General features: G+C 45.4%; 30 protein-coding genes and 2 riboswitches. Of the genes, 9 read left to right on the top strand and 21 right to left on the bottom strand.

What is annotated here, in order from left to right; genetic code table 11:
* Positions 1-39: 39 nt before the first annotated feature.
* From HP399_RS14975 to nrdI, 11 genes are all read right to left on the bottom strand, one after another.
* Positions 40-927, bottom strand: a complete 888-nt coding sequence (locus HP399_RS14975) for a MurR/RpiR family transcriptional regulator (RefSeq protein WP_173619436.1) — start codon at positions 925-927, stop codon at positions 40-42.
* Positions 928-1,280: 353 nt separating this feature from the next.
* Positions 1,281-1,835 carry a GNAT family N-acetyltransferase gene (locus HP399_RS14970; protein ID WP_173619437.1) on the bottom strand — a complete coding sequence of 185 codons (555 nt, stop codon included), beginning with the start codon at positions 1,833-1,835 and terminating at the stop codon, positions 1,281-1,283.
* Between the two features lie 189 nt (positions 1,836-2,024).
* Positions 2,025-2,495 (bottom strand): DinB family protein, encoded by a 471-nt coding sequence (locus HP399_RS14965; protein WP_173619438.1) that lies wholly within the window; start codon positions 2,493-2,495, stop codon positions 2,025-2,027.
* 260 nt (positions 2,496-2,755) lie between these two features.
* Complete coding sequence (locus HP399_RS14960) at positions 2,756-3,373, bottom strand: nitroreductase family protein (protein ID WP_173619439.1); 618 nt, start codon at positions 3,371-3,373, stop codon at positions 2,756-2,758.
* A gap of 46 nt (positions 3,374-3,419) precedes the next feature.
* Entirely contained in the window at positions 3,420-3,869 is a 450-nt protein-coding gene (locus HP399_RS14955; protein WP_228088526.1) for a YybH family protein, read from the bottom strand.
* Between the two features lie 102 nt (positions 3,870-3,971).
* Entirely contained in the window at positions 3,972-4,394 is a 423-nt protein-coding gene (locus tag HP399_RS14950; RefSeq protein WP_173619440.1) for a MarR family winged helix-turn-helix transcriptional regulator, read from the bottom strand.
* Between the two features lie 87 nt (positions 4,395-4,481).
* A complete protein-coding gene (locus HP399_RS14945; protein WP_173619441.1) occupies positions 4,482-4,979 on the bottom strand; it encodes an acyl-CoA thioesterase in 498 nt (165 codons plus the stop codon).
* A gap of 14 nt (positions 4,980-4,993) precedes the next feature.
* The gene (gene metE / locus HP399_RS14940) at positions 4,994-7,276 is read right to left on the bottom strand and encodes a 5-methyltetrahydropteroyltriglutamate--homocysteine S-methyltransferase (protein WP_173619442.1); all 2,283 of its coding nucleotides are present in this window, start codon (positions 7,274-7,276) and stop codon (positions 4,994-4,996) included.
* Positions 7,277-7,420: 144 nt separating this feature from the next.
* Positions 7,421-7,620: riboswitch (cobalamin riboswitch) on the bottom strand.
* 86 nt (positions 7,621-7,706) lie between these two features.
* On the bottom strand, positions 7,707-8,657 hold the full coding sequence (gene nrdF, locus HP399_RS14935) for a class 1b ribonucleoside-diphosphate reductase subunit beta (RefSeq protein ID WP_173619443.1): 951 nt from the start codon (positions 8,655-8,657) through the stop codon (positions 7,707-7,709).
* Between the two features lie 55 nt (positions 8,658-8,712).
* Positions 8,713-10,797: a class 1b ribonucleoside-diphosphate reductase subunit alpha gene (gene nrdE / locus HP399_RS14930; protein ID WP_173619444.1), complete on the bottom strand. Its 2,085-nt coding sequence runs from the start codon at positions 10,795-10,797 to the stop codon at positions 8,713-8,715.
* A complete protein-coding gene (gene nrdI / locus HP399_RS14925) occupies positions 10,784-11,143 on the bottom strand; it encodes a class Ib ribonucleoside-diphosphate reductase assembly flavoprotein NrdI (protein ID WP_173619445.1) in 360 nt (119 codons plus the stop codon). The genes nrdE and nrdI overlap by 14 nt, the downstream gene beginning before the upstream one ends.
* A gap of 160 nt (positions 11,144-11,303) precedes the next feature.
* A riboswitch (cobalamin riboswitch) is annotated at positions 11,304-11,504 on the bottom strand.
* Positions 11,505-11,674: 170 nt separating this feature from the next.
* Between nrdI and HP399_RS14920 the strand changes: the two genes are divergently transcribed.
* Positions 11,675-12,496 (top strand): alpha/beta hydrolase, encoded by an 822-nt coding sequence (locus tag HP399_RS14920; protein ID WP_173619446.1) that lies wholly within the window; start codon positions 11,675-11,677, stop codon positions 12,494-12,496.
* A gap of 31 nt (positions 12,497-12,527) precedes the next feature.
* Here the strand turns inward: HP399_RS14920 and HP399_RS14915 are convergent, their stop codons facing one another.
* The 4 genes from HP399_RS14915 to tlp all read right to left on the bottom strand — a co-directional run bounded on the left by HP399_RS14915 (position 12,528) and on the right by tlp (position 14,902).
* Complete coding sequence (locus HP399_RS14915; RefSeq protein WP_173619447.1) at positions 12,528-13,040, bottom strand: ACT domain-containing protein; 513 nt, start codon at positions 13,038-13,040, stop codon at positions 12,528-12,530.
* Between the two features lie 39 nt (positions 13,041-13,079).
* A complete protein-coding gene (locus tag HP399_RS14910) occupies positions 13,080-13,409 on the bottom strand; it encodes a hypothetical protein (protein ID WP_173619448.1) in 330 nt (109 codons plus the stop codon).
* A 21-nt stretch (positions 13,410-13,430) separates the two neighbouring features.
* Positions 13,431-14,543, bottom strand: a complete 1,113-nt coding sequence (gene mnmA, locus HP399_RS14905; protein WP_173619449.1) for a tRNA 2-thiouridine(34) synthase MnmA — start codon at positions 14,541-14,543, stop codon at positions 13,431-13,433.
* 140 nt (positions 14,544-14,683) lie between these two features.
* Positions 14,684-14,902: a small acid-soluble spore protein Tlp gene (gene tlp, locus HP399_RS14900; RefSeq protein WP_007727168.1), complete on the bottom strand. Its 219-nt coding sequence runs from the start codon at positions 14,900-14,902 to the stop codon at positions 14,684-14,686.
* Positions 14,903-15,026: 124 nt separating this feature from the next.
* On the opposite strand from tlp, the gene HP399_RS14895 reads away from it, so the two are divergent.
* Entirely contained in the window at positions 15,027-15,242 is a 216-nt protein-coding gene (locus tag HP399_RS14895; RefSeq protein WP_007727165.1) for a hypothetical protein, read from the top strand.
* A 3-nt stretch (positions 15,243-15,245) separates the two neighbouring features.
* On the opposite strand, the gene HP399_RS14890 is transcribed toward HP399_RS14895, so the two are convergent.
* On the bottom strand, positions 15,246-15,596 hold the full coding sequence (locus tag HP399_RS14890; protein WP_173619450.1) for a DUF952 domain-containing protein: 351 nt from the start codon (positions 15,594-15,596) through the stop codon (positions 15,246-15,248).
* A 19-nt stretch (positions 15,597-15,615) separates the two neighbouring features.
* The gene (locus HP399_RS14885) at positions 15,616-15,861 is read right to left on the bottom strand and encodes a hypothetical protein (protein WP_173619451.1); all 246 of its coding nucleotides are present in this window, start codon (positions 15,859-15,861) and stop codon (positions 15,616-15,618) included.
* 165 nt (positions 15,862-16,026) lie between these two features.
* Between HP399_RS14885 and HP399_RS14880 the strand changes: the two genes are divergently transcribed.
* Positions 16,027-17,034 carry a glycerophosphodiester phosphodiesterase family protein gene (locus HP399_RS14880; RefSeq protein ID WP_173619452.1) on the top strand — a complete coding sequence of 336 codons (1,008 nt, stop codon included), beginning with the start codon at positions 16,027-16,029 and terminating at the stop codon, positions 17,032-17,034.
* 72 nt (positions 17,035-17,106) lie between these two features.
* Positions 17,107-17,292 carry a hypothetical protein gene (locus HP399_RS14875; protein ID WP_015891438.1) on the top strand — a complete coding sequence of 62 codons (186 nt, stop codon included), beginning with the start codon at positions 17,107-17,109 and terminating at the stop codon, positions 17,290-17,292.
* A 224-nt stretch (positions 17,293-17,516) separates the two neighbouring features.
* Here the strand turns inward: HP399_RS14875 and HP399_RS14870 are convergent, their stop codons facing one another.
* Positions 17,517-18,071 (bottom strand): GNAT family N-acetyltransferase, encoded by a 555-nt coding sequence (locus HP399_RS14870; RefSeq protein WP_173619601.1) that lies wholly within the window; start codon positions 18,069-18,071, stop codon positions 17,517-17,519.
* Between the two features lie 175 nt (positions 18,072-18,246).
* On the opposite strand from HP399_RS14870, the gene HP399_RS14865 reads away from it, so the two are divergent.
* Entirely contained in the window at positions 18,247-18,480 is a 234-nt protein-coding gene (locus HP399_RS14865) for a hypothetical protein (protein WP_173619453.1), read from the top strand.
* A gap of 218 nt (positions 18,481-18,698) precedes the next feature.
* Here the strand turns inward: HP399_RS14865 and HP399_RS14860 are convergent, their stop codons facing one another.
* Together HP399_RS14860 and HP399_RS14855 are read right to left on the bottom strand one after the other, a co-directional pair.
* Complete coding sequence (locus tag HP399_RS14860; protein ID WP_228088525.1) at positions 18,699-18,947, bottom strand: YolD-like family protein; 249 nt, start codon at positions 18,945-18,947, stop codon at positions 18,699-18,701.
* A 311-nt stretch (positions 18,948-19,258) separates the two neighbouring features.
* Positions 19,259-20,233, bottom strand: a complete 975-nt coding sequence (locus HP399_RS14855; RefSeq protein WP_173619455.1) for a bile acid:sodium symporter family protein — start codon at positions 20,231-20,233, stop codon at positions 19,259-19,261.
* A 178-nt stretch (positions 20,234-20,411) separates the two neighbouring features.
* Between HP399_RS14855 and HP399_RS14850 the strand changes: the two genes are divergently transcribed.
* Positions 20,412-20,648, top strand: a complete 237-nt coding sequence (locus tag HP399_RS14850) for a hypothetical protein (protein ID WP_007725921.1) — start codon at positions 20,412-20,414, stop codon at positions 20,646-20,648.
* A gap of 136 nt (positions 20,649-20,784) precedes the next feature.
* Here HP399_RS14850 and HP399_RS14845 read toward each other — a convergent pair whose 3' ends face one another.
* Positions 20,785-21,237: a YhcN/YlaJ family sporulation lipoprotein gene (locus HP399_RS14845; protein WP_173619456.1), complete on the bottom strand. Its 453-nt coding sequence runs from the start codon at positions 21,235-21,237 to the stop codon at positions 20,785-20,787.
* 613 nt (positions 21,238-21,850) lie between these two features.
* On the opposite strand from HP399_RS14845, the gene HP399_RS14840 reads away from it, so the two are divergent.
* The 3 genes from HP399_RS14840 (at position 21,851) to HP399_RS14830 (ending at position 23,782) form a co-directional block, all read left to right on the top strand.
* Positions 21,851-22,525 (top strand): O-methyltransferase, encoded by a 675-nt coding sequence (locus HP399_RS14840; RefSeq protein ID WP_173619457.1) that lies wholly within the window; start codon positions 21,851-21,853, stop codon positions 22,523-22,525.
* Positions 22,526-22,698: 173 nt separating this feature from the next.
* Positions 22,699-23,190 carry a GNAT family N-acetyltransferase gene (locus HP399_RS14835; RefSeq protein WP_173619458.1) on the top strand — a complete coding sequence of 164 codons (492 nt, stop codon included), beginning with the start codon at positions 22,699-22,701 and terminating at the stop codon, positions 23,188-23,190.
* Between the two features lie 247 nt (positions 23,191-23,437).
* Complete coding sequence (locus tag HP399_RS14830; RefSeq protein ID WP_173619459.1) at positions 23,438-23,782, top strand: YkgJ family cysteine cluster protein; 345 nt, start codon at positions 23,438-23,440, stop codon at positions 23,780-23,782.
* Positions 23,783-23,832 lie beyond the last annotated feature (50 nt).

The following is a 23,832-nucleotide window of genomic DNA, read 5'->3' as shown; positions in this document are numbered from 1 at the left end:
GGCATGATTCCCCTTTCCCTTTTCTCATTTTTTCTGCTTTCAAAAGATCGAGAAGTCTTCCTCATCCTCTCCGACAAACGAGTATAGCTTTGAGCTGATTTCATCATAATGCTGCAATCGTTTCTGGACATTTTCCGCGTCGTGGAGCATGACGCCTTTAATCAAGACATTTAGCATGGAAAATAATGTGGGCATACCGCTAGTGGCAACGGGTTGGGGTGTGGTGATTTTCAGAAGATGATCCGCGACTTGGCTGATGGGGGAAAACTCGCCTTCCGTAATCGCCAAAATCTTCGCTCCCAGCTCTTTTGCTGAGTGGACCATTGCAACCGTCTCGCTCGGATGACGAGGAAATGATATCGCAATGACCAGCCATTCTTGATCTCGTTCGGTGAGAAAATAATCGGCGTTATCAACTGCTCCCGTATATAGATGTGTGTTTCCTTTGATAGCATTCAACGCCGAAAACAGCCATTTTGCAGGAATATGGCACCAACGAAATCCTACCACTACGATTCGGTTTGCCTGCACGATGCTTTTGACCACCTCTTGGAGCAACATGTAGTCAATTTGCTGTAAGCCTTGTTGGAGATACGCAATATCACTCTCCATCACTTGATGTGCATAATTGCTCAGATCGAGCGTAACCTCGGTGTCTCGATATTTCTCGATCGGCCCCTTCCTTTGGTCTCCTATCAAAAGAGACTTTTTGATTTCTTCCTGAAGCTCTGTGTATCCGGAGTAACCCAATGCGTAACAAAAGCGAATGACGGTCGCTTCACTGGTATTCGTAAACTCCGCGATTTTTTTAGCGGTATGGATCGCAAGTAAGCTTGGCTTTTCAATCGCGATCTTACAGATGATTTTTTGGCTTGCTGTCAGCTTTCCATACTGCTTCCGAATCCGTTCTTTTACGAGTTGTGCCATACCTGAAGCTCCTTTATCATTCGGATTTGTTTTAATTTTGAGAATAGTATATCTCTTGAAAGGAATCACTTCAACACTTCTTAGAAAATGTAGTTAACGCTTCATTTTGGTGTATGGCAGTCTGTAAAAAGGGCCCTCCACAGTTGGAAGGCCCCTTCTCTTTATTGTTCTGTATGGAGACATTCATTTGGAATCCAGCCGCATTCCCCGCTGCTTCATTGAACAATCGTTCCGATAATTGAAAAGTGCTGTTGATCATGACGATCTACATGTATTCCTAAACGTGGGGAATGTCTTAAAGAAGCTGCCATTATTTCGGCTTCTTAAGACATATGCTGAGGATCAATCACTGATTAATCAAGCATGAGATACCAATAAATTGCTATCTCATCACTATCTTTATCTAGACCTCTGTAGACGTAGGAATCGAAACCTCCGATGACAAAGCCGCAACTTTCGTAGAATTTACATGCGCGGACATTATTACTTTGTGTCTCTAGCATGATTCCTGTCATACCGCCATCCTTCGTCCAGCGTTTAGCCTGTTCGATTAGTTTTTTACCGAGACCGTATCCTCTATATTGCTTATCAACTTTGATATCTTCCACATAGGCAAATTTGTTCCAATTTCTTTTCAAAACAATTTGACCGACAACTTGATTATTTACGAGCGCTAAATAAATGATTTGATGCGGATTACCGATATAGTTCGAATAATCCTCAACAGTATCTTCTTCAAGCTGTTCATCATCGTAGCTTTTATTCCTAACAGGTCTCTCCTTCACCGTATATCCGATTCGCTGTCCCATTAGTTGCAAGACAAGGGTAGAGTCTACGATAAAGCTCCCATCAATGTTTGAACCACACTCATCGTCCTCAGCCCTCAGTTCTCTAATGAAAATATCCATATTCGTCCTCCTCTATTTTTACAAGGTGAGAATAGAGATATTAAGGGGGACCACGGACTTAACGGAATACATATTGCTCCGTCATTTTCAGAACCTCCTCGTATTATTTAGCATGTAAGATTCTCTTGATAATTGTACAATCATTGCTTAGCAGGTGCTACAGCTTTTCATCGTTAAACCCGTATAGGGTTATACCCTATCCTCCGAAAATGCCTGCTTTACCCGCTCAATCTGGGCGAGGTGGTTACGGACATGCTGGACGCGCAATTCCAGCAGCTCTTTGAACGTGTACCTCGCTCCATCGGGATATTGCCCGACCCGTACAAGTTGCTCGGGAGTCAGATTTTTCAGAAGTGGCAGCATGCTGACCCGTAGCATTTGGAACAGGAGCATATGCTGCTCGCGGTCCAACCGTTCGTATTCTAGGTTATCCGGCCAGGCTTCCTGATCAAAAGATAGTAGCAGCGGTTCTTCCTCCGCCAAGACTTTTCTCAGCCGATGTGTCGCTAAGATCTCGGAATCTGTTACATGAATAAGAATCTGGTGGATGCTCCATTTGTCCGGTGCAGGTTGGAAACGCAGCTCCTCCTCAGACAATCCTTCAACGGCTTCTCGCAGCAGCTCATAGTCTTGGCTGTACTCCTCGATCAACTTTTCCATCCGATCCTCTCCTTCATCATAGTTCGTGTGGTTGGTAGCCATTGATACTATTATTCTTTGATAGAAAACAAGTACCTTCTGATTTTTAGCAGAATTCATTAGATCCACAAAAGTGCGGAATTCTACCTTTACTGTTACGAGAGCTACTGATCTTGTTGGATTCTTTAGCTTTCATGAAACGGCTCCGGATTCAAGGTGTACAGAAAAATGCCTCCGGTGACCTGTTGCAAGCAAGCTCACCAGAGGCATCTTTCGTATTTTTAAAAACCGTTATAAGTAGTGACTTCTTCAACGGCGAAACGGATTTTACGCGGCATCTCGGGGTCCAGATCCGTACCAATCGTAATCATCATGACAGGAATCAAGTGCTCGGGAATGTTGAATTCTTGTCGAACGAGATCTGGGTCAAATCCAATCATCGGGCAAGATCCATAGCCTTTCTCTTTTGCTGCAAGCATGAGTGCCATAGCAGCTAAAGAGCTGCCACGAATCGCTTCATCTCTTTGCATGGATTCGTTGCTATAAAGCCCTTCGATTTGATTGATCACATTCTCTTTATATTGCGCTGGGAGATAACCTTTTTCGGTCAAATCATCAGCAATTCGCTCAGCATCTTTATGCGCTTGTAGATTCCCTAATATCACAATGGCAGCTGAAGCGTCTTCTACTTTTTGTTGATGATATGCCGCTTTTTTAAGCTTCAGCTTCTGCTCTTTGTCGTCGATAACGAGAAAACGCCAATGTTGTAGGTTATAAGAAGACGGCGCGAGTGTTGCGCTCTCAATCATACTTTCCAAATCATCACGGCTAATAGTAGCGTTTGGATCGAATTGATTCACAGAACGACGAGCTTGCAATAATTGTTGAAAATTCATCATGCTTCCTCCTAATGGTTTAGTGATGATCTGCCTAACATTTTCATGTTTATGCTTGAAGTGGACGATTAGTCGAAAACAAGTAGCGATGGATCTTCCACTCATCGTTTTCACGACGGAATACGAACAACTCGTTATTTCCTTCCTCAACCTCGACATCTGCTGAGAGAATGTGTGTGCGGCCAGCAGAACTCGTGCGTGCCCAAGCCCACTCTCCTGTCACTTCGATTTCATAAATTTCGAAGCGGACGTTGAGCTTGATGGTGTTAAATACATGCTTATACCCAGCGCGCACTGCGTCGCGCCCGATCAGCGCCGGAGCGTGTTGTGGCATGAATACTGGTTCACTACTGTAAAGAGCAAGAATGGAATCTATATCGTTGGCATTAAGTGCAGATTCGTAAGTTTTGATAACCGCTTCGATTGACATTTGATGATCCTCCTCGTATTCGTTGTCTGTGCGTACCTGGTTGAAACTAGTTAATGAGTTCGCTTGCATCACTCCTTTCAAAGTGATTAGATATCTAACTATCAGTGATTTTTTTTATTAGATATCTAACTATATGTGCAAGGAGAACTTCTCTATTTCATTAGAGAAGTTCTAAAAACGTTGTAACACCTTCTCCAGAAGGTTTTCAAGCAACTCACCTTCTGCCTCGGATAATCCACCGTACATCATTTCCCGGATACGATTGGATACCGCTTTAAAAATCGGTTGCAGTTCCATTCCTCTTTGTGTGAGCTTAATATAAGTGATTCTGTTGTCGTTGACGTCCTTCTCTCGAATTACATAACCACACGCAACCAGTTTGTTGACGAGGACAGTTACCGTTGGTTTCGTTCGATGAATGTACTCTGCCAATTCCTTCATGGTCACATTGTCATGTTTATACAAACAAAGCAGAATGTCACCGTGCGAAGGTACAATTCCTTCTACACCATGCTTCTCAAGCTCAGAAATGATGAGCTTATTGACTGCATCTCTAATATGGCTAATGAGTGAAGCTGCATTTCCTTTTATCATGAGATCAGTATAGTTCGATATCTAAGTATTGTCAAGCGAGTAGGACAAAAACCCCCCGATCCCATTTAGGACGAGGGGTTTTGCTCCTTACAACTCTGCTTTCCGCCTTTTTCGTAATGCATGTCGTTCCTTTGCTTTTTCATACTGATTGCGTTCTTCCTCTGTGGCAGGAATGACATTCGGGACAAGCGTCGGCTTTCCTTGATCGTCGAGGGCAATCATCGTCAGATACGCGCGTGCTGTCATGCGCTTTTCCCCTGTCAACAAGTTCTCCGCTTCCACTCTCACAAATACTTCCATCGATGTCTTATGAGTCCAGGTGACATAAGCCTCCAGGTTGATCGCTTCTCCAGTCTTGATTGGCGCGAGAAAATCGAAGGAATCGCTGGACGCAGTGACAACAGGTTTGCGGCAATGGCGCATGGCTGCGATGCAGGCGATCTTGTCTACATATGCCATGACTTTCCCACCGAAAATGGTATGGTGGTGATTCGTATCCGGTGGAAAGACAAGATCAGTCAAAAAGGTTCTCGATTGTTGGATCGGTCGTGCTTCTGTCATCATTTGTGGTGTGACTCCTCTCATCGTGTGCACCTTCCCTACTGGGCTGTCAAACGACTCCGAATCGCCTTCGTTGCCGTAACCATGTTTCGTAATGACTGAACGGTTTCTTCTCTCCCTCTTGTCTTCAGCCCGCAATCCGGGTTAATCCAAAATTGATCTGGTGGAAGTACTTGTACACCTCGTGCTACCATATCTTCCATTTCTGAGACAGCTGGAATTCGGGGACTATGGATATCGTATACGCCGAGCCCGATGCCTTTGTCATACGTACCTGTTTCGAATACAGACACGAGCTCTCCATGGCTGCGTGAAGTTTCAATCGAAATCACATCGGCATCGAGTTCGCTGATGACATCCATGAAATCATGGAATTCGCAATAGCACATATGTGTATGAATCTGTGTGCTCGGCGCAACGGTAGAGGTCGCTAGACGAAACGCTCTGACAGCCCATTCGAGATAAGCTGCCTGCTCTTCGTTTTTGAGCGGCAATCCTTCGCGCAGCGCTGGTTCATCGACTTGAATCATGAGAATCCCTGCTTCTTCCAAGGCTTCTACTTCTTTTCGCAATGCCAACGCGATTTGCTCGCACACTTCTTGTCTGGAGACATCGACTCGAGCAAACGACCAATTCAGAATGGTTGCTGGGCCAGTTAACATGCCCTTCATTGGTTTGGGGGTCAATGATTTTGCATACACACTTTCTTTGACCGTCATCGGTGCTACAAACTCCACATCTCCGTAAATAATAGGTGGCTTGACGCAGCGCGAGCCATATGACTGAACCCAGCCGTTTTTCGTGAACAAAAAGCCATCGAGCTTTTCGCCAAAATACTCAACCATATCGGTTCGTTCGAACTCACCATGGACGAGGACATCTAGACCGAGCTCTTCTTGTATCTCAATCCATTCCTTGATTTGCGCCTGAATGAAAGCATCGTATTGTTCCACTGTCCAATTCCCTTTTTTAAACTGCTGTCGGGCTTGGCGAACCTCCGCCGTCTGAGGGAAGCTTCCGATTGTAGTAGTTGGCAACAGTGGCAACTTCCACGTATTTTGTTGAATCTCTCGACGTTCGAGATAAGGAACACTTCTTTCAAGTTTTGCTGCAGCTATTTGACGTAAAGCATTCTGCACTCCTCGACGATTCCTCGCTGGAGATAATGCCAGCTTCAGCAAGTCCGCTTCATTTTGGGCGATCTCTTTCGAAATGACATACTTACCATATCGGAATCCTTGGACTAAGAGCTGTACTTCCCCCAGTTTTTCGTCGGCAAACGCCAATGCAGGCATGACTTCCTCTGGCAAGTCGCTCTCTGCTTCAACCGTTACAGGTACATGCAACAAACTACTGGACGGCTGCAGCCACAGCTTTTCGAGTGGTACGATCTCGGAAATTTCTTTGATCAGCTCCCACTTCTCCTCAATGGACGCACGCCATATGTTTCGACCGTCGATGATTCCCGCTCCGAGAATCTTGTCTGCTGGAAACCCCTGTGTTTTCAGATTGGTCAGATTGCGCTTCGCTCCGTGTACAAAATCAAGAGCAATTCCTTTTACTGGTAAGGAAATCAGCTCCTCGTACCAATCCACCGCTTCAAAATAGGTTTGCAGCATGCACTGTAGATGTGGTAGTGCTTGACCGATTTGCGCATAGATACGTTTGATGATGGCGCGATCAAGCTCCGATACATCCAGTGCAAATGCAGGCTCATCGATTTGCACCCATTCCACGCCGTGCAGCTCCAACTCGCGGAGAACGTCTATGTAAAGCGGAACGAGTTGATCCACGACGATCTCAAATTCGTTTTTCTCATATCCTTTGGACAATTTGACAAACGTATACGGGCCTACAATGACGGGCTTTCCGATGATGCCAAACTTTTCCTTGGCCTCCAAATATGCTTGGAGAGGCTTATTCTCGGTTATGGCTGGTTGTCGTTCACCGAACTCCGGGACGATATAATGGTAGTTCGTGTTAAACCATTTCGTCATTTCGCTGGCGACAGCTTCCTTCGAACCGCGAGCCATGGCGAAGTATGTGGCTAAAGAAACCGGGCCTCCTTTGTATTCATAACGCTTGGGGACCATTCCAAACATCACAGCCATATCCAGCATGTGATCGTAGTACGTAAAGTCACCCACAGGGATCAGCTCGACCCCTTTTTCCTGCTGACGCAACAGGTTTTGGTGACGGATTTGCTCCATTTGCTGTACCAGGCTTTCCTCATCGATAGTGCCTGCCCAAAATGCTTCCAATGCCTTTTTCCACTCCCGGTTCTTCCCGATCCGTGGATATCCCAAATTGCTGCTTTTCATGAGCTTCCTCTCCATTCTTTATTCGATCTTGACTTGAATCCGCCCAATAAAAAAGGCATCTCCAACGATCAAAAAGAACGTTAGAAATGCCAAATAAGCACTGAGATCACAGCATCCTAACACCTCCCTATCTCCCGTAGGTTAAGCAGTGTCGTCGAAACAGGCAGGTCTCCTGACTTTGGGATCATCATCTGCACATGCCTTCCCAATCCGTTTGGATCAGTGGCTGATAAATGTGCCGACTCCCCTCATACAGTGGCGGGACCGTGTCGGATTCTAACCGACTTCCCTTTTCATCCTTGGTCGATCTTGATAACCAAAGAACCTGTTCCCACTCTTATGAAGTTATCGTGGTTCTGTGAAGTGCCCCAGTAAACTAGCAGGGCAGCATACTGTTCATACAGTAACACAGAATCCATTTTTTGTCATACTAGAATTTAAAATCATCATCGGTCAACGGCTCTACGTTTAGCGTGCGGACATAACCATTTCCTTTTTTCGAGAAGAAGTCATGCTGCTTCGTCTGCGTGCGAATACCGTTCAGTACGATCGGGTTCACTTCTTCCTCCGGGAATAGCGGGTCCAGCCCCAGATTCATCAAAGCCTTGTTCGCATTATAGCGCACGTACACATGAACCTCTTCAGCCAATCCGATTTCCGTATACAACGAAGTCGTATAGGCCTCTTCATTTTCTTGCAGCTCGTGCAAAAGGGCATACAGTTCCTCTTTTGCTGCGGCCTGCTCGACCACACTCAGACCTTGATAGACTTCTTGCGCGAGAACGCCGACATAGAGTCCGTGGATGCTCTCGTCGCGAACAATCAGATCGATAATTTCCCCGCTGCTTGTCATCTTGCCTTGCCCCGCCAAATAGAGCGGATAGAAGAAGCCGCTATAAAACAGATAGCTTTCCAGGAAGACGGACGCTACCATCGCCATGTATAAGTCTTTCGGTTTCTCAATTTCTTGATAGCGTTTCGAGATGAGGGCCGCTTTCTTTTGCAGATGTGGATTGTTTTCTACCCACGAAAAAATACCGTCAATCTCTTCTGTCGATGCCAGCGTTGTAAAAATACTACTGTACGATTTGGCATGGATTTGCTCCATCATGCCCATGAAGGCGAGAACCGCTTTTCTTTGTAGTCCATCGACATGCTCCATGATCTTCGGCATCCCTACTCCACCCTGAACCGTATCTAGCAAGGTGAGACCGCCCAATACTTTTTTATATGTGTCGCGTTCAGTCGCACTGAGCTCCATCCAGGACATCTTGTCATCTGACAGCGGAATCTCATCATCCGTCCAGAACTGCATGATGTTTTGATTCCAAAACGTCATCGTAAAATCGTCGTCCGGCCTGTTCCAATTGACTGCTTTCATATGGCGTTCCTCTTCTCTATTTGCTTGATGCTTTTCCATTTATAAATCGAGTTCACTAAATAGCGCAGCTAATGCACTCTTCTACAGTCAAATGCTTCGTACGGGTATAGTAGAGTGACTTCAGACCTTTTTTCGCTGCGTAAATGTAATAGCGAGCCAGTTCTCTGGTTGAAATATTGCTGTTCACGTGCAGCACAGTCGAAATTCCTTGGTCGATGTGCTCTTGAATTTCGGCAATCAGATCAATCACTTTGAATTGATCGATTACATACGCCGATTTGTAGTAAAAATAGTTTTCCTGCGACAAGTACGGCATCGGGTAATACGTCGTCGAGTTGGCATACGTTCTCGTTTCGATATGCTCAACGATTGGCATCACACTAGAAGTCGCATTCTGAATGTAGGAAATGCTCTGAGTCGGTGCAATTGCCAAACGGTACGCATGGTAAACGCCATGCTTTTGCACCTTTTGTTGTAGTTCCGCCCAATCCTCTGGCGTCGGAATGTGCATTCCTTCAAAGAGAAGCTTTGCTTTTTCCGTCCGCGGGCTGTAATCGTTCGTCAAGTACTTGTTAAAATAAGTGCCTTTTGCATATTCCGATTGTTCAAAGCCCAAGAAGGTATTGCCTGTTTCCTTGGCGATTTCCATGCTTTTTTCCAAGGAGTAGAAGTTCATCATCATGAAAAACGTACGAGCGAAATCCTTGGCTTCTTCACTTTCGTAAGCGATTCTATTCTTTGCCAGATAACCGTTCAGGTTCATCGCACCAAGCCCTACGGAGTGCAGCTCACGGTTTGCCTTTTGAACGCCTGGAGCGTTTTCTACACGCGTCATGTCACTCACGGATGTAATGGCTTCGATTCCTTCGTGGACGGATTCACGGATCATTTTGCGTTCCATCACGTTGACGATATTGAGCGATGCCAGATTGCAGCTAATATCGCGACGAATAATATCCATCTCGCCGTAATTGGTAATCGTCGAAGTTTCCTGCAACTGGAAGATTTCCGTGCACAGGTTGGACATTTTCACCGAACCGAGATCTTTCAGTGCATGGTTGTCGTTCGCATTCGTTTTGTTCATGATGTACGGATAGCCCGATTCCATTTGAATCATCGCGATTTTGGTCAACATCTCGCGTGCGCTCATGACGGTCTTTTTCTTGATGCGATCGTTTGCCAAGAGCTCCTCGTACATATCATCGAGGTCCATATCATCCAGATGCACGCCGTATTCTTTGTACACGGAGTACGGAGCAAACACATTCAATGGCTTGTTTTCCTCAGCCAGCTTGTAGAACACGTTTGGTACGATCAGGCCGATGGACAACGTTTTGATGCGTGCTTTTTCATCGGCATTGATCTTTTTGCAATCGAGAAACTCGTTGATATCCCAGCCGAAGATGTTGTAGTACGCTGCGCCTGAGCCTTTGCGTTGCCCCATTTGATCCGCGTAGGAAAACGCATCCTCCAACAGCTTGAGAACGGGCATAACACCTTTTGCTGCCCCCTCGACGCCTTTGATCGGCTCTCCTCGTCCGCGAAGCTTGGACAGGTTCACAGCTACACCGCCGCCAATTTTGGATAGCTGCATACAAGTTCCCAAAATAAAGTTGATGGAGTTCAGTGAATCATCCATTTCGAGCAAGAAGCAGGAGACCATTTCGCCACGGCGGCTTTTGCCTGCGTTCAGGAAGGTTGGTGTCGCCGGCTGCAAGCGTTGATCCATCATGGAGACCGTTAAACGCTTGGCGAGCTCAAAGTCACCTTGTCCAAGGGACAGTGCCACTACGGCCACCCGGTCTGGATACTGCTCCAAGTACATCGATTTATCGTTCGTTTTCAAGGCGTAATCTTTATAAAATTTGGAGATAGCCATGTACGAAGCAAATTGAAAATCAGCGTCATAGGCCAAACGGAAAACTTCATCGACCTGCTCAACAGTGTATGTTTCATAGACGTTTTCATAGAAGTCATTCTCGATCAAATAGTCCATGCGTTCTTTGACACTGCCAAAAGTCATCGTGTTGGACTGCACTTCTTCCATGAAGACCGCAACCGCTTCCCGATCCTTTTCCAGTTGATAAAATCCGTCGTTGCCACGCTGCATCAGTTCGTTGTTCAATTCAATATGCCGCAATTGCTGCCACCCCACTCGTAAATTGTTCCACGTCACGGCCGGTACCGGACAGTTCAAATTTAGAAATCACCGGAACGCCATATAGGCTCGCGATCGTATCCGCGCTTTTGGCAAAGCTGGTTCCCCAGTTGCGGTTGCCGCTGGCAGATACTCCGCGCAGATTGACATGATTTCGCTTCAGGAACGTCGCCACCTTCTCCGGCACTTGTCCGAATCCCGTCGTGTATGTTATCAAAATGAACGGCTCGTCCAGCACCATTTCTTGATTAATTTCCACATGTGGCAAATTAATTTTGTTGACGAATCTTCGGACGTTTCCTGTTTTTGAATCATAAGCGATTAACATGTCCCTCATCCTATCCTGCTATTTTTACTCTGTATGTATGTTATTTAGCCAAAGTAAAAGCGCATCCGACGTTTACATGCCGAATGCGCGTGATGACTTCCATCTAGCAATTCGCCAAGGCGAATTGAGCGCTCGAACACTTCCCTATCTCCCGTAGGTTAAACAGTGCAAGCGGTTAGGCAGGTCTCCTGGCTCTGGATCATCGCTCCATTTTCACCTTCCCGATCGGTCACGATCAGTGGCATTCTTTCGCAAATGGAACTCTCTCATTACAGTGGCGGGACCGCGTCGGATTCTCACCGACTTCCCTATTAAGTCTACCAAATCTGGGTTGGTAAACACCTTACCGCATCAATATGTAGTTGGTAAAACTTACTTTACCTCAATATATCGTAGGAGTCAAGCTCAGTATGCGCTCTTTTCGAAAACTAACTATTCTCCTTTTTCGGCTATTGCCAATCTCTGGTTCTCGTTCATATAATAGATTTTGTGCGTGTTGGTTAGCCATGGAAAGATTGGAGAGTAGCCCTCATGAAAAGCACCGACTATCAACCTGTCGTCATTCCTCGTTCTTGCAGTAAAATCATGACTTATCAAGAGCGTGACTATCACATTTTCGTAAGTATACCTGCCGATCCCCCTCCGGAATCAGGCTTTCCCGTCATATATTTGCTAGATGGTAACTCTGTTTTTGCAACTATGACCGAAGCGATACGGATACAATCACGTGGCCCTGAACGAACTGGCGTGTATCCTGCTATCGTCGTCGGGATTGGGTATCCAACGGACGGTCCGTACCATCCTGCTCGTTTCTTTGATTACACGTATGAAGTTCCCGCCTCAGAGCTTCCTGGCAACCCAAAAGGAGCCGACTGGCCTCAGATGGGGGGAGCGGAGCAGTTCCTCACCTTTTTGGAGGAGGAACTCAAGCCTAGTATCGAAAACGACTTCCCTATCGATCGGACGCAGCAAGCGATTTTTGGACATTCGCTAGGTGGCTTGTTTGTCTTGCATGTACTTTTGTCGAGACCACACGCTTTTCAGCGGTATATAGCTGGCAGTCCCTCGATCCACTGGAATGAGAGCGTGCTGCTTGCGAAGGAGAGTCAATTGCCTGGCCTGCTGACAGATGAGCTCGACGTCTATGCGCTCCTCACCATCGGAGAGTTGGAAAACGATGGGCGATTCTTGGTCAAAGAAAAATCTCTGGCGATGATCGAACGATTGTCATCCATGGGCAAAGGTCAGATCAAGGCTTCCTTTAAAGAATTTGCTGACGAAAATCATTCGTCTGTCTTACCAGTCTTAATTAACCAGGGACTCAAATTCGCTACGAAAAAAACTGCCCGCTAAAAATGGGCAGTTTTTGTTTATCATGACTCGTTTACTGTAGAGATAACACTTTGGTGATTTGGGGTAGCTCTTCGATGGCAGATACAATCGTCGGTGTAATCTCTTCATCGGTTACAGAGATAAGCAGGGCATTCTTCCCTTTTTGCTCGCGCGATACATTTAACTTGGAAACATTGATTTGATGTTCAGCCAGTTTTCGTGAGACATCATAAATCACGCCTGGATAATCGATATGGCGAACTAACAATCCATGGGCCCCTGGAGGTATGCGACACGCGCAGTAATTGATTTCACTGATGTACACTTCTCTCCAATCTTGCGCGAAGGTGTACTTGTTCGCTCCTACACGCAAAACCGCCAAATGATTCGCATATTCGCCGGAGCTGTTTTGGACAGGAACCTTCGTCCCGAGTCCTTCCACTAACAGCGTTGCGATTCCCTCTTTATTTTCATGAGCAAGAATACTTAATTGTGCACCCGCTAACTCTGGCTCGAGTCTTCGAATCAGTTCAGCTAGCTCACGCAGTCCAGCATATTGGGTCATGTGATGCCTTCACTCTCCCAGTCAGGTTTATCCTTGTTTTTACGGCAGAATCCATGCTTCCGGCTCTTTCTTGATGGAGGATTCGTTATCAGCGCGATACCAAGCCGTCAACGTTTGCCCATCTTTCGAATAGTAGATTCGGTAGATGGTATTTCCTTTTCCGCTGTTAGTAAAAGGACTTTCCTCCAGCGGAACCGCTGTCACTCCACCTGCGGTAACAACCCCACCGTTCTCCTTGATGACGTTTTGAATCGTCGCCATATGCTCCTTACCCAAGGAGGCCATCCCGAAATAAGAGATGATCGCCAAGAGAACCGCTCCCGCCAAAAACGAAACGATAATCACTTTTGATTTTTTCGTAGCATCCACCGAGTGCTTCCCCCGTCTATCTTAGTTCTCTTTATCGACTAAGCGTACCTTGTCAATCGTACCGCCACCCAAGCATACTTCCCCATCATAGAAGACGACAGCCTGACCAGGTGTCACTGCTTTTTGCGGCTGATCAAATACAACTTCTACGGTGCCATCCTCCAGCAGGTGAATGGTTACTCCCTGATCTGGCTGGCGATAACGGAATTTCGCTGTACAAGTAAACGTTTCAGAAGGTTTCTTAGCACTCACCCAGCTAACGTTGGTCGCCAAGAGACTCTTCGAGTACAGACGGATATGATCAGAGCCTTCACCAACGATCAGGACATTCCGCTCCAGATCTTTGTCTACAACAAACCAAGGCTGTCCGCTCGTGCCATGACCTCCGCCTATTCCTAAGCCTTGTCGTTGACCCAATGTATAGTACATCAGTCCGTCGTGCGTACCGATGACTGCTCCATCTACGGTCTCGATATTTCCTGGTTTGGCAGGCAAATAATTTTGCAGGAAGTCGCGGAAGTTGCGCTCCCCAATAAAGCAGATCCCTGTACTGTCCTTCTTTTTCGCTGTATAGAGTCCTGCTTTCTCTGCGATCTCCCTTACTTGAGGTTTCGGGAGATGCCCAATCGGGAACAACGTTTTGGATAGCTGTTCTTGGCCCAATACATTCAAGAAGTAAGTCTGGTCCTTGTTGTTGTCAGCGCCACGAATCAGCTTATACTCGCCATCGATGTACTTGACCTGCGCGTAATGGCCGGTAGCAATATAATCCGCCCCTAGATCCATGACCTTGGCGAGAAGCTCACCGAACTTGATTTCACGGTTGCACATGACATCCGGATTCGGTGTACGTCCCCCTTTATATTCATCCAAAAAATACTGGAATACCTTGTCCATGTATTCTTTTTCAAAGTTTACCGTGTAATATGGAATGCCGATCTGTTCACAGACGCGCCGGACATCCTGGAAGTCTTCTTCCGCCGTGCAGTGGCCGAATTCATCGGTATCATCCCAGTTTTTCATGAAGATGCCGATGACGTCATATCCCTGTTGCTTAAGCAGGTAAGCCGTCACGGAGGAGTCGACTCCGCCGGACATGCCGACAACGACGCGTGTATCTTCTGGTCGCTTCATAAGTCTTTCTCCTCTTTTTCAATTTGTACCATTACAGATTACCATGTTTCGCAAAACAAATCATGTTTTGTTGCACTTTTGCCCGATAGAATGAAAAAAACGCCTGACGCGTAGTTGGCGCCAGACGTTCGGTAGCAAGGTTAAGCCTGCGAAGATTCATCCTTGATTTCCGCGCGATATCCCTCGATGCTTTCTTCACGACGCTGATTCTTTGCTTCGAGGGTTGCTTTTTCCTCAGCAGAAATCTCCCCAGCATGAGCCGTCAGGTAATCCTCGGACTCACGAATGTTCTCTTCCGTATTGGAAATCATCTGTTGAAGCTTTTCTGCGTTGTCAGAACGGTCATCCGGCTTCGCCATAATCGATACGCCTCCTACAAAGGGTTATATTCAACACCTTTACCATTGTGCGCCAATCATGGTTTCTTTATGTACCCGTGTTATAATAGAAGAAACGGATTAAACGAAAAAGAGGGTTTCAACTATGGCTTCCTTAGATTTGTTGGAAAGAAAGCTGCTTCGGATCATATCTGATATAGATCCCGTCCGCCTGAAACGACAATGGGTGAAGGGGCAAAAGGTACCTGAATCCGAAGTGGAACAGCGCATGCGAATCGATCTTCTCTTGCGCAGACTCGACAAGCTACCTGAGGCCAAGCGTCAAGAAGTGCTTGCGCTACTCAAATGGTTTAACTGGTAGAGATTAGCGGATAGACGTTCCCAGACGCCACTGGCCGTCTATCCGATTCATTTGCTTCCTATCCACAATCGCATCTTGATTCAACGGTCCATAGATGTGCGGATACAACAATCCATCCTTCGCAGCCTCGTATTTGACTTCCGAAGTCGCCTTCGTTTCATCGATAACGAGTACATACAACTCCTCGTCAAACTGTGCGTAGACGCGGTTTGCTACCTTTTCAAGCAGCTCGTCCCCTTTCGTCGCGTGAATGAAGCCTTCCTGCTCGTAATCGCGCGGTAAGTAGTGATCCTTGTCCATCCACTTTTCCCAGTATGTTTTTGGTACCATGCAGTAAATGATAGAGTCTCGCATGTTTCTCCTCCGAATTCGATTATTTTTTTGGCATTGCTTTGTTCAGGTGACGCATAGCTTTATCATAGAACATCTGGTCCATTCGCCCCTGATCATATCGCCATTGAATGAAGTTACGCAGAGAGTGCAAATCCACCCAGGCATCCTTCGCTTGCGGATTGTGTTCAGGTACCTCTCCCGTTATTTCACCCTCGTAGACAAGCTTCGCCATCTCGGTTGGGTGCATACCGATCTGATAAGCGATTTGGTGTAAAGCTATTTTCATGGAACCTCCCCTTGCTATTCATGGGATACATCTTATCTTCCGTCTATTGTGCCAGTCTTTTCGAATGATGCCAAGCCCCAAGCACTACTCCCAAAGGATGTACCTTCCTCTCTTGCGTTTTGCTACAATGAACAGAGTATTTGAAGGAAGGGGCGGTATCCCATCATGTCAAAACAACGAGATCAACCACGAAAGAAATGGTTCCAGCGAAAACGCATCTGGATTCCCCTTCTTTTCATCGCTTTCCTGTTTTTGGGTAACAGCTCTTATCTTGCAAAAGAGCCAGAAGGCGAGCCTTTTTTACTTGCTCATCGCGGGATGGCACAAACCTTTCATATGGAGAACATCACCAATGAAACGTGTACGGCGGAACGGATTTATCCACCGGAGCATCCGTACCTGGAAAATACGATTCCGTCCATGCAGGCGGCTTTTGATGCAGGCGCGGACGTTGTCGAGCTCGATGTGCAATGGACGAAAGACAATCGATTCGCCGTGTTTCATGACTGGACGCTCGACTGTCGGACAAATGGTACCGGAGTCACGAGAGATTATACCTTGGCCGAATTACAACAGCTCGACATTGGCTACCATTATACAGCGGACGAAGGGAAAACCTTCCCCTTCCGTGGAAAAGGGATTGGCATGATGCCCTCTCTCGATGATGTGCTACAAACATTCCCTGATCGCTCGCTGCTTATCCATATCAAAAGCAATGACCCACTCGAGGGGAAAGCGCTGGCGGATGTTTTGGCAAAATTACCTGCAAAACGACTGGCACAGCTCTCTGTTTATGGCGGTGACAAGCCAATCGAGACATTGAAAGAGCAAGTGCCCCATCTGCGTGTGATGTCTATGGCGACTATGAAAAGCTGCCTGATCCCGTACATCGCAACAGGTTGGTCCGGATATGTACCGGAAGCCTGTGCGCAAACCCAATTGCATATTCCTGATCAGATTGCCCCATGGCTCTGGGGTTGGCCGAATCGGTTCATGGCAAGAATGAAAGCAGAAGACACCCGCGTGATCCTGGTTGCAGGCAGTGGCGATGTGTCGCAAGGCTTTGATGTTCCGACTGATTTAAAACGAGTCCCAGCAAGCTTTGCAGGGGGAATATGGACGAACCGGATTGATCTGATCGGACCAGCCTTTCACGAAAACGTAGAAAAATAATGAAACGATTCTCTAACATATTCGTATATACTTATACGGAATAGACTTCCAACCTAACTAGGAGTGATTGATATGCTCAAAAAGCTTTTAAAAAATTTACTCGGTAATCACTCATCTTCGCATAAGCACCGGAAATACAGCAGCAGCGATTACAAGCATCGGAGAAAATACAGCTCTAGCAATCGGTACGGGCATTCCCATTACGGCAGCTCTCATTATAAAAGAAAGCGCTCCAGCCGTAGCTTCTTCAGCAGTTAAACAACTGTTTAACAGATGATCAGACAACAAAACTCCGCTGACGCTAGCGGAGTTTTTTCATTTATCGAGACATGATTTCTACGAAACGATCTAGTGGCAATGCATGTACGGTTCTGTTTTTCTGGCAGACCCACACTCATTTTACATCCGTAATCGCATTTTACGTACTCGGGATACCTCTCCCGATAAGCACGCCACATTCTCTCGCTCGTTTTCTCGTCATGCTACTCTCCTGTCATTTTGAATCTTCCCATAATAATGGTGTTGTAGTAATTGCCATCAGAAAGAACTTTGTCGTTTTTGAGTACCCCTTCGATTTCAAAGCCAAACCGTTTGTACAGCTCAATTGCCTTCTCATTCGTTTCCATTACATTCAACGTCATTTTGGTGATGTGGTTGGCGTCTGCCCAAGCAACCGATTCTTGCAAGAGATTCTTCCCAATACCATAACCCCAGAACTCTTGCAAGACGCATACTCCAAACTCTACTTTGTGCGCAAATCTGTTTAAGTAAACACCTGCACATCTGGAAAACCCGACAATCCGATCCTGTACAACAGCAACTAAAAACAAGTTTCTTGGACTTTCTGCATCCGTATGGATGATGTGTTCGAATCCTTGCACATCGATGAAAGCCTCTCCTCTTTCTCTGTCCAAATTTTCAGTCTCTCCATCGATTTGCAGTCGCAGTTCCGACAACTGTTGTGCATCTGTTTCCATTGCAGAGCGAATCGAGTAGGATAACCCGTTCACAGAAAGTAGTTGTTGGCTGATTATCATCATTTTTCTCCTATTGGTAAAATTTTGGTCTTTTATTCTATCATAGGTAGAAGTTTTTGTGAATCTTCTCTCTTCATATGGAGAGAGGGCACAAATTTGTTTACATAATATTTATTATGTTCATTTATACGGCAGACTATGGATATGCTACAATATGGGAAAGGAGCGTGCTCGCATGAATTTTTCCAAATCATTTTATTATACGGTCGACCATTCCAAGGTAGAAGAATATAAGAAGATGCTCGATCTAATGAAAATCCCCTACATCGTGGAAGCTCCGATCGTCTTGCTGAATCAAGGAGCGAATGAATACTCCTTCGTTTTTCCTAACATGTCAGGTCGTCTTTATGGAATGGTGAGCAAGTTATTTCAAACGGATGGGAAGCCATATCCGAAGAATGGAAAATAGGCAAAAAAAAGGACCCAACAATTGGGTCAAAATAGGAAGTGGAGAGAATGCATGCTATGTAATATATCCTAACACAACAAAACCAAACGTCAATCAAACTTTCGAATTTTCTGCATTTTCACGTTAGGTTTTATGACATATAAACTTCCTGCTTTGTGCAAAAAAGTAAAGAAGCCTTACGACGAGTCGAATTTCGCGTAAGGTTTATTTACACACTCCTATGCATGTACATTGATAATTTTCTCCATCTCGATCCATTGACTACCCGTTTGGTTTGCTAATTGAACACGTCTCGCCTTTGGGTCTACCCATTTGACCACACCCCACATGCTACACGTATTCCCCCGCTCCCCCTCAAAGGACACACACCAGCTCACATTCAAGGGATAATTCTCTCTTGCGGAATCTCGCAGCATGTACATAAATGCCTCTCTTTCTTGGTTTGTTACTTCAAAATTGCCGTTCACCACGCTTTTCCACCCGCCTAATTACGAACATTTGATATCCAGATACTCATCCATGTGTGGGAAATTGTAATTACATTATAGTGATTACGAACATAAGTTCGCAACTCTTTTTTTCAATTTCTTCATTTGAACCGTATGAAAAGTCTCCCCATTTGTTCTGCCAAGTCTTGATGCGGAATCGGGCGTTCGCATTGTCAAATGGACCAAAGGAATTGTTTTGCGTGGAGAGCGCCAAATTAACAGCATTCTTCAGTAAGAATCTGAAAGAAAAAAGCCGTCTTCCCATTGGTTTTGGAAAACGGCTCTTGCTTTTATCTTGATAGTTCCTGTGGTTGATGCTGCGGTCTTTTCTCGACCAGCTCCAAAAACTTTCCGAAGGTAGAAGCGAGTATTTGCTGAAACAGCATACCGAGAACAACAGGAAGTGCAACAGGCGCAGGGAAGTACGTGATCGCCATAACTGCCCCTGCACTAATGTTTCGCATCCCACTGTTGAAGGTTAACGTGACAATAATATCACGCTCCCATCCGAATAGCCGCGCTATCCCCCACCCCATCAAATAACCCAAAATGGCTACAACCAGTACGAGGACCGCCATTCCCACCAGTTTAGCGTCCATCATATGAAAATAAGACGAGACCATCGAGCTGTTGATCGCGACGACAACCCCCATTCCCATCTTAGAAAATGGCGCTAATTTTGGTGCCAGCGTTTTTTTGACGTTCCCTTTTGATAAATGATTGAGCAGCATACCGCCAAGAGACGGCAACACAATCATATAAAACAAACCCTTCATCAGTTCAGCTAAATCCATCTCGACTGTTGCCCCTAAAAACAAGGACATCCCCAACGGAACAATCAATGGGGAGAGCATCGTATCCAACAAAATAATGGATAGTGTCAGTGCGATGTTCCCGAAATAAATCGATGACCACAAAAAGCTCGTGATCCCTGTGGGAATTAAGGCCGCCAACAAAAAGCCCGTGATGACATGGATATCATCTGGATAAAATAACCGTGCCATTGACCAAGCAACAAGCGGCATAAGTGCATGAAGAATCAACAAGTTGACGATTAAAGGAAGCGGTCTAGTCAGTACCTTTGCAAATTCTTTAAATCCTGAACCCAGACTGCCGGCAAATGTCATGAAGGCAAACACCCAAGGAGTCAAAAAAGCAAACGGTTGTAAATGTGTCCCGGCTATAACACCAATGGCAACACTACTCGGCGTTAGTATGGGCATGATTTTCTCAAGCGATCGATTCAGTTTGGCTAACCCGTTCATCTGATACACCTCAAGTCTCGTCCTTTGATGCTATTGATGTGAGGTATGTTATCATGAACAGATTATTGTTACAAGACCAAAGTTCATTAGTAGATTACATACAAGTCATTTATTCGCAATTTCACCTTGCATACTTTCGCGTATGGGAGTAAAGCCTATGACGGAAAGGAGGTATTTTATGAACGGAATGGATTGGGTAGAATTTATCCGAAAAACCGAAGATAAGATGTATCACCTCCATCGAGCGATAGATGGAATCTGTAATGATCCCGACTATAAAGAATCCGTTACGACCTTGACGGAAGTGGTAAGAGATTATCAAGTTCTTGTGGAAAAAGCAAAAGGTGAATTACGCGGCATCGACCTCCATCGGGATCGAGAGCGTGCGCATTATTACGATCATGATCACCACTAGCCTATATAGACTCCCAGTCAGGGAGTTCTTCTCTGTCATGAAATCACAGAATAATCACTTCATTTTGATCGTTCTACCAAAATAGACAGCAAAAACCTCACTCTACCCATGTAGTATGTGAGGTTTGGGAAACTGGCTATCCCTTCATTTTCTTTTCCAGTTCTTTTAAGGATTTCTTCTTCTGGCATGCCGCTTTTACATCAGTTGGCCACTGTTCGTCACTTAGCCTTTGCAAATCTTTTATCAATCGCTTGTCAGCTGTCACATGAATATCGGCATCTGGGAAGGCCTCTTTTAATTTCTTTCCGACTTCTTTTTGAATCGATTCCAGCTTGAACCGATTAAAATTCGTCACTTGAATAGCCACATCGAGCTCTTTATCGATTTGCATAACCACTATTTTGTCTATGCCCTTCACGCTAGCTGTAATCGATCTCGCTCGCTCTTCCCATTGATAATGTCTGACGGGAACAGGCATGCACAACGGCTCCGATTCCGTTTTTTGCTTGGTCTCTGTACCAGACTGTTTCGTACACCCCGTTACGGTCAAAGCAAAAGCTAGTGTCAACACCACGAAAGTTGCCCGCACACAAAACACCTCCTGACCAAAATCACCTGCTACTAGCTTGACCTGGTTCGGAGGAAGTATGTAAAGAAAAAAGCGGTGACTCCTCTGCATAATTTGAGTCACCGCGGACCCCAAGAACGTTTCGAGTCCTATATACAAGGATATAAAAAATCGCATCGAAACGCGATAGGAGATAACTGGATATAAAATAGAACAAAAAAAATCCCAACCAACAAAAAGTGGTTGGGGCGTACGGGGTAGTACGCATATGTCATACGTGAATGATATTATCTTATAGGACTTCGTTTCTGTTGACAACGAACAAAAATAGGTATATTTACCTATAGATGGAACAAAAAAATTGCGCCGACTTTGACTGCATCATTTAGTCGAACGCGTAGAATAGAATCCCCAAGGTTGGATTATACTAGCTAGCTTGGATTACTTTTCTATTATCTTGAAAACTCATCGTTCACGCTATGCGAAAATAATGGTAATAGGTGAAAATATTACCTATAAAGCTTGATCGACCATAGAAGCCCTCCGCTGAAATGTGTTACATGCTACAAAAAAGCCAGCCAGAAGTTGCTAATCGTGTTATGATATCCCTGTAAAATCTTGAGGAGTTGAGATCATGAATAGAGAGCAATGGACAGCGGTTGATCACTATTTTACGGATAAATTACTGGAAGCCGATTCCGTTCTAGACACAGTTCTTCAAGAGAACGCAGCTGCTGGGCTTCCAGCTATTGATGTAGCACCCAATCAAGGTAAATTCCTTCATCTGTTAGCACGAATCCAAGGCGCTCGTTCGATTTTGGAAATTGGCACTCTCGGTGGATACAGTACCATCTGGCTAGCCCGCGCACTTCCTGCAGACGGTCGTCTCATTACTCTCGAATATGATCCGAAACATGCAGAAGTTGCACAATCGAACATTGCCCGCGCAGGACTGGATCAGATCGTGGAGGTGAAAGTCGGGCTTGCCCTTGATTCTCTCATCCAACTTCACAAAGAAAATCAGGGTCCTTTTGATTTTATTTTTATAGATGCAGATAAAAAAGGGAACCCCGACTATTTCCAATGGGCGTTGAAGCTCTCTCGCAAAGGTACTGTGATTATCACGGATAATGTTGTACGAAGTGGTCAAGTCGTGGATGAAACAAGCACGGATCCCAATATTGTCGGTGTACGTCAATTCACCGATATGGTAGCGCAAGAGCAACGTGTCAGTGGAACCGTTGTACAGACAGTTGGCAGCAAGGGCTATGATGGCTTTGCGATCATGCTTGTCACCGGGGAGAACTAGTCTCTTTCACTTTCAAAGGTTGTAACGAGTAGGAGTGTGTACATCTTGTTTAGGCTTGGTTTACCTAGCTTCATGCTCATCGCCAATGTCATTTTGGTTCTCGCGGTACTGTCGTTGATTATCAAAGTGTTGGTGAAGAGAGAATAGCTTGTGTTTTTTGGAGGTGCTCTTCCTTGGAGCCATTGCGTGATCGGTCCCTCGATTTACGAGAAGTAACAGAGACAGATCTCCCTATATTTTTCACTCAGCAATTGGACAAATCTGCTCAAGAGATGGCGGCCTTTACTGTCAAGGACCCTGAAGATAGAGACGGATTCACCGCTCATTGGACAAGAATTTTGAACAATGATTCGATTGTGAAAAGAGCCATTGTCATGAATGGGCAGATTGTCGGTAATGTTTTGTGCTTTGAGCTGTTTGGCTTGCCTACGATTGGATACTGGATTGACAAAAGCTTTTGGGGCAAAGGAATCGCGACAAATGCACTTACTCTCTTTTTAGAGGAAATCCGAACACGTCCTGTATATGCGCGTGTCGCCCATGACAACATCGCATCCATTCGTGTGTTAGAAAAAAACGGTTTTCAGTCTTTCGGTGTCGATCGGGCATTTTCGGAAGCACGAGGTGAAGACGTAGAAGAACTCATTCTGATCAAACACACATGAGGGCAGAAGCGCTTACCGTGAGCGCTTCTCCTTTTTTTATGCAACGATCAACACGCCATTCTTTCGAAAGCATTCGTCAAAATCTTCCTACATGTGTTATAATAAAAGGACAGTATTCTCTTCTTACCGAATTTTTGAATAACCAACACAATTGAATGTGGTAGTTCTTAAGATGATCTCCTGTCAACGAGGATCATCTTTTTTGTTCTTTCTAGCAAACATCCCCTGACGAAAGGTTGTAGATTATATGGAAGCATTGCCTTGCCAAGGCTGTAAAGGATTATGCTGTGGTCCTGTTCCCATAACAGAGAAGGAATATAAAATGATAAACAAGAAATTGAAAGCGCTTCCAATTAAGCTCCGAGAGGATCTGAAAAATCAACCGAGACTGTTTGGGACTTGTATCTTCTACGACATGCAAAAAGATCAGTGTGGCATTCATAACGTTCGACCGGAAGTCTGTCGCGCTTTTGGATATCACAAAGACCTTGTCTGTTTTCGCAAACCAGAATTGGCGACGAAGGAAACGCTGACCTTCAAGGAGAAACGGATTGGGTATTTGAGTATTGATTTTACCTGGAAGCATTTTTAAAGAAATGGAGCAAATCATGGATCTCAACTGAATATTCATGTTATAGACTG

Source organism: Brevibacillus sp. DP1.3A, assembly GCF_013284245.2.
GTDB lineage: Bacteria > Bacillota > Bacilli > Brevibacillales > Brevibacillaceae > Brevibacillus.
The sequence above is the reverse complement of the archived record's forward strand: the minus strand, read 5'-3'. Positions and strand labels throughout refer to the sequence as shown.